We start from the raw sequence: 13,589 nt of genomic DNA, 5'->3' as shown, positions 1-13,589 counted from the left end.
TTTATATTAAATGTTTTTTGTATTATTAATCTATATGCGCGTCCACAGCTCCACCTATATTATTTTCTGTATAACCTTCCAGTGTTATTTTATAAGAATGTGCATATTGAGTAGGCAATATAGTTGGTTTTTTTATTATTAGCCCTTTTTCATTTCTTTTCCATGTTATTTTCTCGTCACTTCCTAATAGTTCAATTTTTTCAATTTTTGAGTTTAGTATACCAATTTCTGTACTTAACGATTTCATAACCGTTTCTTCGTTTGGTTTATCCATTACTGTAGCATAAAATACTTTATTGGATTTTTTAGTGTATCTAATATCTGTGTTTTGATAAGTTATTTTAATCTTTTCAATTTTGTGCCCTCCTTCAGGTAAACGTGTAGGACCTTCACCAAAAACTGCCCAAGGTCTGGTAGCATAAATAGCTTCTCCGTTTACAGATAACCATTTTCCCATTTCGGTAAGTAAATTTACCATTACTGGAGGAATAGAGCCGTCTGGATTTGGAGGCACATTTAGCAACATATTGCCGTTTTTGGAAACGATATCTATTAATATATCTATTAACTCATTAGGTGTCTTAAATTTTGCGTCAGGACGATAAAACCACGCTCCAGGAGAAGTGTCTGTTAACCAAAACTTTTCTTTTGGTTGGTTTGGGCGACCACGTTCATAATCTTTAATAGCTGCATTTTCATTAAAAGTACTCTCTTTATAACATACTACAACTTCTTTATTCCATTCAAGACCTTTGTTATAGTAATAGGCCAAAAATCTTGTACGAGCTTCTTCCGTCATATTTTCCAACCACCAATCAAACCATAGTAAATCGGGTTGGTATAAATCAATAAACTCTTTAAGTTTAGCCCACCATTCATTATAAAATCTATCATCTGGTGTTGCTGAGTTTAGTTCATGTGGGTTTGTATATAAATCATAGTCTTTAGATTTTACACCACCATAAGCATGTGCAGTAGCAAAATATTGCCAAGTAAAAGCATGATGGAACGATCCCATAAATTTCATACCTCTGGCTTCAATTTCTTTTTTTAATTCAGCAGAAGGGTTAATACCTCCATAATTCATGGCATTCCACCTAGTTGCTTTGGAGTCCCACATTGCAAAATTATCATGATGCATGGCAACTGGACCAGCAAATTTAGCCCCAGATAAAGCAAAGAGAGCAGCCCATTCTTTTGCATTAAAAGCTGAAGGGTTAAATTGTTCTATAATATATTTATAGTCATACTTTTTTGGGTCACCATATTTTTTCCTGTGGTGAATGTAGTTGTTACTTGGTTTGGTAATATTAGTTTTGTCTAACTTACCATTATCATACATTTTCATTCCGTGCCACCCCCGATAAGATTTAGTTGGATCTGAACCAACAAAGGCCGAAGATACAGGTCCCCAATGAGTATAAATACCAAATTTAGCGTCTTTAAACCAATTTGGAGCTTCATTGACCTTATTTACAGATTCCCAATTTGCTTCATATACCATGGGCGTATTTTTGGTTTGAGCATTTGTAATTATCACAATGTTTAAGACAATTAACAAGAATATTGACCTTATTTTATTAATAAACTGCATCGTTTTTATTATTTAATTATCGTTAATCCTTTATTTTATTATGTTTTAGTATTTTTACTTAAAACACGATTTTGTATATGTTTGATATATATGATGTAAGTTTTTTTGATTAGAAGTAATTTGTAACTCTAGATATTATTAGTGTAGAGTTTTTAGTTTCTACCTTTTATACTTTAAATCACTTTATAGTGTGATTAGGTGTTATGCAAATCTAAAAGTTAAGTTTTGGACTGTTTTAAACATATGATTCTGTTTGTAACATATATGTTTTTTTGAGGGGTAATTGAAAAAACTTAGGATTTACAATTTCATTTTTAGTAAGATTTTTAGCTATATTTGAGTGTAACCTATACTTTAAAATATGATTATCCAACTCATTTATTTTAGAAATAAATTATTTTATATACTTATTATTTTCTTGTTATCGCTTGTGGGATGTTATGGGCAAAACAATATCAATTTTGAACATTTAACCACCAATGATGGTTTATCTCAAAGTGATATAAATTGTATTTATCAAGATGACGAAGGGTTTATGTGGTTTGGTACTTTTGATGGTTTAAATAAATATGATGGCTATAAATTTATAAACTATGTACCCGAATCTAATAATGAGGAAAGTATAAGTAGTAACATTATATATACTATTACAGGAGATAAAAAAGGAGATTTATGGATAGGAACAACTGGAGGTGGTTTAAATAGGTTCAATAAAAAAACAAATAAGTTTACAAGGTATAAACATGACAGAGATGATATAAACAGTATTAGTAGTGATTATATAAGTAATGTTTATTTTGATGATCAGAAAAAAAGATTATGGGTGGCTACCAATAAAGGTCTGGACTTACTAGACTTTCAAAAACCAGAAGGAGCTTCTGTTTTTAAACACATAAATTTTAAAAAAGATATCGCTATAAAAGTAATTCATCAAGATAAGTATGGGGATTTATGGTGTGCAAGTAATAGGCAATTATTTAAAATATTAGAGAATAGAGAAGGAGGTTATGACATTGTTAACTTTAATCATACTTTTTTGGCTATTAATTATTTAGGAGAAGATAAAAGTGGAAGATTACTTATAGGCTCGTCTAACAATCTTTTTGTAAAGGATAATATTAATGGTGTTGATAAAATAAGTAAAGTTCTATTAAAAGCACCTACCCAAGCATTAGTTATTGATGATAAAAATCAATACTGGATAGGTAATAATAATGGTTTGTTTCAATTCGATTATACAAAAGATAAGAAGCTTCAACAAAAAAATCATTTTGTATACGATCCCATTAATCCTAATAGTATTAGTAAAAATGTAATAAGAGCATTATATAAGGATAGAACAGGTATTATATGGGTAGGAACTAATGGTGGAGGCGTTAATAAAATAGACCCTAATAAGAAGCAATTTCAGCACATTAAAAAAACATCAAACCTTAATAGTCTTAGTTACGATAAAATAAGGTCTCTATATGAAGATAGTGATAATAATTTATGGGTAGGAACCGAAGGAGGTGGTTTAAATATACTTGCCCAAGAAAATGATAATGGAAAATTTAATAAGTTTAAAAAAATAACTAACATTTTAAAAATCTTTGCTTTAGAAGAGGTTACTATTAACAATAGGAAAGTACTTTTAATAGGGACAGGAGATATAAGTGGACTTTACATGTTAGATATCGATAACGCTATTAAAAATGATAAACCACAGATAGAGTTATTAATTAAAACAAATAATGCGGTATTTACTATTTTACAAGATAAAAAAAAGAATATTTGGATAGGAACCTATGGAGGAGGTATTTATAGAATGATACCTGAAAAAGATACAAATAATTATAAAGTCGATGTTTTTAAGCATAACCCCCAAAACAACAATAGTATTTCAGATAATATAATTAGAAACATTTATCAAGATAAAAAAGGAGATATATGGTTTGGAACAGGAAATGGATTGTCTAAACTAGATTCAAAAGAATTGTTAAAGGAGAATCCTAGATTTAAGGTTTATAGAAATATAGTAGGAGATATTAGCTCAATAAGTCATAATTATATTTTACCAATATATGAGAATAATGAAGGAGAACTTTATGTTGGTACATTTGGAGGTGGACTTAATAAGTATATACCAGCAGAAAATAATCAAAAAGAAAGATTTGTAAGATACTCCCATAAAGATGGTTTACCTAATAACGTAATAAAAGCTATTTTAGAAGATGAATCTGGCTATTTATGGCTGTCGACAAATAAAGGACTTTCAAAGTTTAACACCCAAAAAGAAACGTTTAAGAATTATGATGTCAATGATGGATTGCAAAATAATGAATTTCAGGAATTAGCAAGTTTAAAAAGGAGTAATGGTTCATTATTATTTGGAGGTATAAATGGTTTTAATGTGTTCTCTTCAAATGAAATTAATGATAACATTTTACCAGCAGAAACTGTAATTTCAAATTTTTCTGTTTTTAATAAAGAGGTTAAAGTAGGAGAAGAATATAACGGAAACATTTTATTAAATAACTCCATAAATTATACAGATAATATTGATTTAACATATAATCAAAATAGCTTTTCAATTGAGTTTGCAGGTTTGCATTATGGAGCTCCTTTAAAAAACAAATTTTCATATATATTAGAAGGTTACGATAAAGATTGGATTCTATCTCCTTCAGATAAGCGATTTGCTAACTATACTAATATACCATACGGAGAATATACATTTAAAGTTAAAGCATCTAATAGCGATGGGATTTGGGATGCTACTCCCAAAGTTATAAAACTTAATATTTCACCGCCATTTTGGAAAACAATAGGAGCTTATTTAAGTTATGTGCTTTTAACATTAATATTGTTATATGCCTTTAGAAAATTTACAATTATTAAATCGACAAGAAAACACCAATTAGAGTTAGAGTATATTGAAAAAGAAAAGCAAGAAGAATTGCAACAAGCTAAGTTGGAGTTTTTTACCAACATTTCTCATGAGTTTAGAACACCATTAACTCTTATTAAAGGGCCTTTAGAGTATTTAATAGATAAAGAAAGTGTTCGTAATAATGTTGAAGTTCAAGAACAATATGAGATTATGAGTAGAAATACCGATTATTTATTAAGATTGGTAAACCAGCTATTAGACTTTAGAAAAATAAGTCAGGGCAAAATGAGGTTAGTACTTCGTAATACAGATATCTTAAATTTTATTAGAGAAATAGGAGAACCTTTTCAGTTTATAGCTCATAAACAAAATATTATTTTTAATATAGAATCTGCTCATGAAAATATTAAGATGTGGTTTGATCATGATGCATTAGAAAAAATTATAAAAAATTTACTCTCTAATGCATTTAAATTTACTCATGAAAAAGGGGAGGTAACCATAAAAATTTCTAAAGAAAATAAAGAAACAGAGTCAGATACTAATCATGTTATTATTGAAGTTAAAAATACTGGATATGGTATTAGTGAAGATGAAATTAAGAATATCTTTAATAGATTCTATACAAAGAAAAATAAAAATAAAAGTTTTCAAACTGGCGTAGGAATAGGCTTGTCTTTCACTAAAAATTTATTAAATTTTCATCAAGGGAGTATAGACGTAAAAAGTGTACCCAATGAGAGTGTTAGTTTTATTGTAAAACTGCCACAAGGAAAAAGTGTTTATGAGAAAATTCCAGAAATAAGCATTAAAGAAAAAACAGAAAGCGATTTTGATGCAAGAACTTCTGAAAAAGAATCGTTTGCTATAGATTTAAATGATGAAATAACCGATTCTACAATTTTAAATACTCGATCTAAACTACCCCTAGTATTAGTTGTTGATGACAATGACGATATAAGAACTTTTATAAAGCGAGCACTTAGCGATACATTTAAAATTTTAGAAGCAAATAATGGAGAAGAAGGATTAAGAATAGCTAATGAGATGATGCCTCATCTAGTACTTACAGATTTGGTGATGCCAGTTATGGATGGTATAGAATTGTGTAATAGCTTGAAAAGCCAAAGTGAAACTAGTCATATCCCTATCATTATGCTTACAGCAAAAACATCAAATGAAAGTGAGATTGAAGGTTTAAAAATAGGAGCAGACGGTTATATTAAAAAACCATTTGATATAAATATTTTAAAACTAAAATTAAGTAATATATTAAAATACAGAGAAGAACTAAGAAGAAAGTTTAATAGAGAAATTACATTACAACCAGAGGAAGTAACAGTAACATCATTAGACGAAAAATTTCTTCAACAGGCTATTGAAATTGTAGAAAAACATATGATGAATACAGATTTTAGTGTTGAGCTTTTAGTTAAAGAAATGGGCTTTAGTCGTAGTAACTTATACATTAAACTTAAAGGACTTACAGGATTATCTTCAAGTGCTTTTATTAGAAATATTCGTTTAAAAAGAGCCGTACAATTATTAGAACAGAGTGATTTTTCTGTAAAAGAAATCATGTATATGACAGGATTTAATACATCATCATATTTTTCAAAATGTTTTAAAAAGCAATTTGGTGTACTTCCTAGAGAATATGTTAAAAAAATAAAACAGGAAAAAGTCAAGTTTGAGATATAATCCATTTAATTAATAAATAAAATTTGTAATTATCTGTTTTTCAAAATGTTTTGTTTTATATAAGGTTTTTAAGGGAATTCCAATACACTGTTAATGGATTCCTATCTTTTAGTTCATTTGTTACAAAATTAAAGCCATATAACACCTTTGTGGCAAGAATAAATTTCAAAATTTGGTATCTAAACTAAACAATATTAAATAATGAAATTTAAATTATTCTTTAACAGGAAAACTAAAGTCATTTTAACAGGTATAGTCTGTTTATTGAGTTTTAGTTTTTCACAAGCACAAACTAAGACTATTACGGGGACTGTTTCTGGCGGTGGTGGGTTGTTACCTGGGGTTACCGTTATTATTAAGGGTACCAATAAAGGGGCTGTTACAGATTTTGATGGGAATTACGAAATTATAGCCAGTCCAAATAGTATTTTACAATTCTCGTATTTAGGATTTAATTCAGAGGAAATTAAGGTTGGAGATCAAACTATAATTAATGTAGTTATGGTAGAAGATGTTTCAACATTAAATGAAGTCGTTGTTGTTGGTTATGGAACACAAAAGAAAAAGGAAGTTACAGGAGCTGTTGGTCAAGTAAAAGCCGAAGAGTTAGTAAAAACCACAACATCAGATATAGGTTCGGCTTTACAAGGACAAATTGCAGGTGTAAGTATAACCTCTAGTTCTGGACAACCAGGAGAAGAAGCAAATATATTAATTCGTGGGTTTAGTTCTTTACAAGATGGACAAAATGGACCTTTATATGTAGTAGATGGTATTCCGTTCGATAGCGATCCTCAATTAAGTATTAGCGAAATTGAAACTATTGATGTCTTAAAAGATGCAGCTTCTTCTGCTATTTACGGAACTCGTGGTGCTGGCGGTGTTATTTTAATTACCACGAAACAGGGTAAAGTGGGACAAATGACTATTAGTGTTAATAGTGAATACGGCGTGCAAGATATAACATCATCAGTACCCTTAATGACCACAGAGCAAATTACATATATTAATATGCTTAAGCTTGCAATAGATACAGATAAAACTCAAGGAGGTGTTAATGTAGATATCCATAGAAACAAAAGCTGGTTTTCTAATAACACCAGAATGGAAGATCTTATTTTAAATGATCTAGCAGCAATACAAAACCATTCGGTAAACGTATCTGGAGGAAAAGAAGGTTTAACTTATAATTTTAATGCCAACTTTTTCGAACAAGAAGGTGTTATGATAAATTCAGATTATCATCGTTTTAACATAAGATCAAACACACAATTTACAAAAGGAAAATGGAAGGTAACTACAGGGTTAACTTTTAAAAGAGACGAAAAAATATTACCAAATAATAATGTTTTTAATACCGTTTTAGAATACAAGCCATATCAACCTAGTATAGATTTAGGATCTACAGAATTAATAGATGCAACAGAGGATGCTTTAGATGATAATATAAACCCTATTAAGAATTTGGGGGGTGTTGCCAGAAAATTAAATACAAAAGAATTAAGAACAGGAAATAGCCATTCTGCAAATGTTCAATTCGATTTTAACGCAACAAAAGCTTTTAAATTTAGTGTAAGAGGAGGTGCTATTTACTCAGACCTTAAGGGCGTAAAAATTATTCCAAGACTAGATGTTTATAATACAGCTGGAGATTTAATACCACCAAACCCTAATGATATAACATCAAACACGACGACCTCAACATCATATAATAAATTAACTATTGAAGGAATCGTTAATTATAAAAAATCATTTGGTAAACATAATCTAGTATTGTTAGGAGTGGTATCCTCAGAACAATCTGAAAATGAGTTTTTTCAAGCACAAAGAGAAGTCAATGCAAACCCTCTAATTACGGTTTTTGATGGTTATACAGGTAGTGCTCTTGTAACCTCTAGAGGTCGAGATTATACAAGAACATTACGAGGTAACTTAGTAAGATTACAATATAATTATGAAGGTAAATATCTTTTTAATGCCAGTGGACGTTACGATGGGTCTTCTCAATTTAGTGAAGGTAACAGATGGGGGTTCTTTCCATCTGTAACAGTAGGTTGGAATGTGTCTGAAGAGCCTTTTTGGGAGCCTATTAAAAGTGTTGTTAATTCCTTTAAATTTAGAGCTGGTCATGGAACAACAGGAAACGATAAGTTTGCAGCATATAGTAATCAAGCGGTTGTTAATTTAGGACAAAATTATGTTTTTGGTAGTAATAACGCAGACCCTAACCTTGGTTCTAGAGTCGAAACTCCTGCATTAGGAACTACTCAAGAAAGGTATGCTAATGAAAATGTAAAATGGGAAACTACTGTAGAGCAAAATTTTGGATATGATTTAAGTTTCTTTAATAGTAAACTAACAATATCTGGTGATTTTTATAGAAGTGAAAAGAAAGATTTATTATTTGGAGTAGTAAATCCAGCATCTACAGGAGTTTTTGGAAATAACCGAACAAGTATCCTAAATATAGGGGATATGGAAAATATAGGTGTAGAATATGCTGCAAAATTTAGACATAAAGGTAAAAAAGGATTTAATTGGAACGTTGCTGTAACTTATACAAAAAACACAAATAGAGTAACCAAAACAAGTCCTAATAACCCTATTATTTTCTTAGACAATAGTTTCGTGTCTAGTAAAGGCGCTAGAGAATTAGTAAGCGTTATAACAGAAGGTTATGAAGCAGCTGCTTTTTTCTTGCGTGAAACAGATGGTATTATTAATACAGAAGAAGAACTAGAGGAATATAGATTAATAGATGGTGCAGCAGAATTGGGACAACTAAAATATGTAGATCAATTAACTGTAGATACCAATAATGATGGTATTCCTGATGCTGGTGATGGAAAAATTGATCAAAACGATAGAGTATATAAAGGAAGTGGCTCAGACGATTTTAATATAGGCTTAAGCTTTAGCGCTAATTATAGAGGGTTCGATTTTGGTATGAACTGGTATGGATCTTATGGTGCAGAAGTAATGAACGGAAGTAAAGCTTTTGCATACCAAGCAGGAACACATGCCGATATTTATTATTCTTGGACCGTTGTAAATCTAAATTCTCAAATCCCTAGCTATAACGATAATAATACACCTTCTTACAGAGGTGCATCCGATTACTTTTTAGAGGACGGTTCGTTTATAAGACTACGAAACGTCTCATTAGGTTATTCATTCCCTAAGAAGTTACTTGAAAAACTAGGACTTTCTAAGTTTAGAATATACCTACAAGCTCAAAATGCTTTAACCATTACAAGCTATTCTGGTTTCGATCCAGAAGTAGGTAATAATGGGTTTAGTACAAGAGGTATCGATAGAGGTACATACCCTATTAGCTCTCAGTATAAAGCAGGTTTACAATTTCAATTTTAATTTAAAAAAATGAAGATGGAAAGATTAAATAAAAAAACAAGTCTAGTAAAACATCATATGTTTGCTAACAAAATAATAATACTATTATTAATATTTGTTGTTATACAGTCATGCGAAAAAGATTTTTTAGAACAAACAAATCCTAACGCATTAACTACAGGGGATTTTTGGAATAATAATACCGATTTAAATTTTGGTTTAAACGCAACCTATAGTGTTATAAAAGATAAAGATATTATAGCGATTAGAGATGAAGCTGTAAGAACAGATATTGCAACACACCAGAGATGGCGTGCAAAAAGTTTGTCAGATGCCATGTACGATCAAAACTTCGATGGTACAACAAAGTATGTGCAAAATAAATGGAATGCTTTGTTTTTAGGTGTATTTAGAGCCAATCAAGTTATTGAAAACTATGAGAGATTAAAAAGTGGTTATTCCAATGAAGATGCAGAAGAAGAAGGATTGAGAATCGTAGCACAAGCAAGAGCATTAAGAGGTTATTTTTACTATATGCTTAGTACTAGTTATAATGGTGGTTCTGTACCATTATTAACCTCAATACCTAAAACTTTTGCAGAATTTCAACAAGCGTTTTCTACAGCCGAAGCAGTAAAAGAATTTTATAGAGCAGATTTAACATTCTCATTAGAAAATTTACCAGAAACCTATACCGCATGGGAAAAGGAGGATGGTAATAATTTAGGACGTATTACAGGTGGAGCATGCGAAGCTTTATTAGGTAAAAGTTATATAGTTGATAATAACTTTGCAGAAGCAGAAGTATATTTAAAAAATGTTATAGACAATTACAATTATGAATTGGTAGACGATTTAGCTAAAAATTTTACAGGTATTGCAGAGTTTAACTCTGAATCTATTTTCGAATTAAATTTTACAACAAGTGTTAATTTAGATGCTGTAGGAGAAGAAATATTAGCTCAAGATGTAACACATTTAATATATGGTGCAGGGATACAACCTAGCTCTTGGATAACTTTAAAATATCGTGAAGAAAAACCAGACGCTAACGACCCTGCTAATATGAATATAGGAGCAAATGTATATGATGATCAAGGGGAAGTAGTAGGAACAATAGATAGGTTAAGAAGATATAGTCTTAGAATGGCTAATTCAATGGGATCTGTAGATGATATTGACTCACCAATGTATGGTGTCCCTCAAGGTACTTTTGGAGATGGAGATGGTATTGCTTACGCCAGAAATAGATTAAACGTGTTTAAAAAATTCACACACTGGAATACTATTGGAGCAGGAGCAGGAGAAGATAAATCTACCGATTTTAATAATAAATCTGATATTAATATACCCGTTATTAGACTAGCAGATATATACTTACTTTATGCCGAATGTATGTTAGAAAAAGGCGACCTATCTGAAGCCTTAAGATATATCAATAGAGTAAGAAAACGATCGCATTTATATTTACTAGGAAAAAGTAGCGATCCAGGAGCAGAATTTCTTAATGCTGAAACAACTTATATAGACGATATTAATTTAGATATAAATGGAGGTGAAGTCGTAACTATAACAAATTTAATGGAACACTTACGTTTTACCGAAAGACCATTAGAATTAGCACTTGAAGGAGAACGTTCAACACATTTAAGACGTTGGGGTGTGTTTAAGCAACAGTTAATGAAACTAGCATCAATAAAATATGATTATTGGACGGTTCCGCCTAATTTTAATGGGAAACACGCTAAACCAAGATATAAATGTTTTTTAACTCGAGCAGGAGAAACACCTGAGCACTTTACGCTTCCCGAAAACCAAAGAACTAGAGAAAAAATAGGAGCACAAGATGCTATTATTGGATCAGGTAAATTTAGTGAAAGTTTGCACGCTTACTTGCCAATACCGCAGAATGAAATTGATGCTAACCTAAATTGGGATGTTATAAAAGATTAACAAGATTAACGAAAAATTTAAAAAAATGAAAAATATAAAAAATATAGCCAATCTTTTTCTCTTGTTGCTAATTGTTGTTAGTTGCGAAGATGATGAATACGTTGCTCCAAACTCTTTTATAGACGTGGCGTTTACAACAAATTTTGGTACAGAACTAATGCTATCTGAAGTTAATAATTTTGCTTCGTTTTCAGATTTATCAAACGGATATACAAAACATGAATGGCATATTCCAGAAGGGGCTTTCTTTTTAAAAGGTCCTGTCCCAAATGATTTGGAAAATTATGACAACTATATTATTAATCCAGGTGAAACTGTTTCAACAGATAGAACCGTACATGTCTTGTTTAAAAAAGGAGATACACTTACCAAAATTAAACTCTACAATGAGTTTGATTCCTATGCAGAATTTGCATTACCTACAGGTTGGGATCCAGTAAAAGAAGAGATTATAATAGACACAACGCGTACCAGAAAAGAAGGTGATAAATGGATATACGAATATGAGGTTGTTGTTGATGTATATGATACCATTGTTGCAGATATGCAGATTCGAGATCTTGATAAAAACATTATAGATTTTAAAAATTTAGATGTTATAAACTTAAAATTTGGAGATGAGTTAATTTTTGAAGATTTAAGTCGTGATATACCAAATAATACAGCAAGACCAACAAATACAGTATGGCAAATTCATACTATTGAAGAAAATGAAGCCGACGAAAAAAATATCTACAACTCTAATGAAACGACAACTATTGATACCATTGCTTTCAATAGGAGCATAGGTACTTTTAAAGGACGATTAATTTCTAAAAGATTAAAAACAGAAGAGATAGGAGCAGATGATGAAACATACGAAATGCCTTTTGTTTTCAATATAACAGCGTTAGATGAACCATTTGTGCAAATTGGAAATGTATTAGAGTTGGATGATGATCGTATTGTAATACCATTTAGTTCAAGGTTTGAACAATTATCGGATAATTTACGAGGAAATTTCACTGTTAAAATTGATGGATCATCTATACCTATTGCATCTGTAACTATAACCAATGTTTTAGACGCTAATAAAAAAATAACTGGAGCATTGTTCTTGAATTTAGAAACACCTTTAGAGCCATTGGATGTGACTAAAACAGTTACAGTTTCTTATGATGGTGCTAATTCAAATTTAAGATCATTAGACGAACGTCCATTGGAAGCCTTTACAGATGTTCCAATTAAAGTAAATGTACCAACACCAGTTAATTTAAATGGTAATATTATAGAGTTAAGGGATGAGACTATACAAGTACCTTTTGACTTTCGTTTTGATGCAGAAACATTTGCAATTGGAGATAGTACAGAAGGTTTTCAAGTATTAGTTAATGGTATTAATTTTGCGATATCTGCTGTTAATTTAGATACAGATAATAAGAAGTTAAACATAACATTAGTAGATAAAATTTATCGACCAGATGTTATTACAATTTCTCATGATGGTTCGGGGCCTATAAGATCCATAGGAGGAGGTGCTATTGCTATATTAGCAGCAACACCAGTGATAATGGATAATGGTGATATTTTAAATGGAGCTGGAAGTTTTGATGACCCTTTAATATGGATGAATTCAGGAAACGGAACATCTTCTATAACTTTTGTTACGCCAACAACACCTAATACACCAGATATAGGTACAGTAGCGTTTGTAGAAGCTCCAGAAGGTAACAAACCAGACCTTAGATCTACAGGAACCTCAGCAACTTATTTGTTCGAAGCAGGAAAAACATATGTTTGGACGGCTAAACAATATATCTTTCCAGAACATACTACAACTTTTGCTAAACCATACATTGGAAGCACTTTGCTTCCTAATAAATTTTATACTGGTGCTACTGTTGGTGTATGGGAAGATGTGATTATAGCTGAATTTGTTCAAGGGACAACAGGTAATTTTCCAATTAGGTTACAACCAATTCCACTAGGAATTAGTAAATTTTATTATGATGATATGATTATTGCAGAAAAGGAAGAGAGACCTTAATTAAATAATTTTTAAGAATAATCATTATGAAGAACCCTGTAATATAATTTACGGGTTTTACATGGAATATTTATTAACTGATACATATATTT

5 protein-coding genes are annotated in these 13,589 nt (G+C 30.6%); 4 read left to right on the top strand and 1 reads right to left on the bottom strand.

Features of this window, described 5'->3' with window-relative positions; genetic code table 11:
* Positions 1 to 25: 25 nt before the first annotated feature.
* Positions 26 to 1,540 carry an alpha-L-fucosidase gene (locus A8C32_RS15750; protein ID WP_240491768.1) on the bottom strand — a complete coding sequence of 505 codons (1,515 nt, stop codon included), beginning with the start codon at positions 1,538 to 1,540 and terminating at the stop codon, positions 26 to 28.
* A gap of 415 nt (positions 1,541 to 1,955) precedes the next feature.
* Here A8C32_RS15750 and A8C32_RS15745 point away from each other — a divergent pair, with 415 nt between their 5' ends.
* The 4 genes from A8C32_RS15745 to A8C32_RS15730 all read left to right on the top strand — a co-directional run bounded on the left by A8C32_RS15745 (position 1,956) and on the right by A8C32_RS15730 (position 13,497).
* Positions 1,956 to 6,167, top strand: coding sequence for a two-component regulator propeller domain-containing protein (locus tag A8C32_RS15745; protein ID WP_069831366.1), 4,212 nt, complete (start codon positions 1,956 to 1,958; stop codon positions 6,165 to 6,167).
* 201 nt (positions 6,168 to 6,368) lie between these two features.
* A complete protein-coding gene (locus tag A8C32_RS15740) occupies positions 6,369 to 9,539 on the top strand; it encodes a SusC/RagA family TonB-linked outer membrane protein (protein WP_069831365.1) in 3,171 nt (1,056 codons plus the stop codon).
* 15 nt (positions 9,540 to 9,554) lie between these two features.
* Positions 9,555 to 11,471: a RagB/SusD family nutrient uptake outer membrane protein gene (locus A8C32_RS15735; RefSeq protein ID WP_069831364.1), complete on the top strand. Its 1,917-nt coding sequence runs from the start codon at positions 9,555 to 9,557 to the stop codon at positions 11,469 to 11,471.
* Between the two features lie 25 nt (positions 11,472 to 11,496).
* The gene (locus A8C32_RS15730; RefSeq protein WP_069831363.1) at positions 11,497 to 13,497 is read left to right on the top strand and encodes a hypothetical protein; all 2,001 of its coding nucleotides are present in this window, start codon (positions 11,497 to 11,499) and stop codon (positions 13,495 to 13,497) included.
* Positions 13,498 to 13,589 lie beyond the last annotated feature (92 nt).

The organism is Flavivirga aquatica, assembly GCF_001747085.1.
GTDB lineage: Bacteria > Bacteroidota > Bacteroidia > Flavobacteriales > Flavobacteriaceae > Algibacter_C > Algibacter_C aquatica.
The sequence above is the reverse complement of the archived record's forward strand: the minus strand, read 5'-3'. Positions and strand labels throughout refer to the sequence as shown.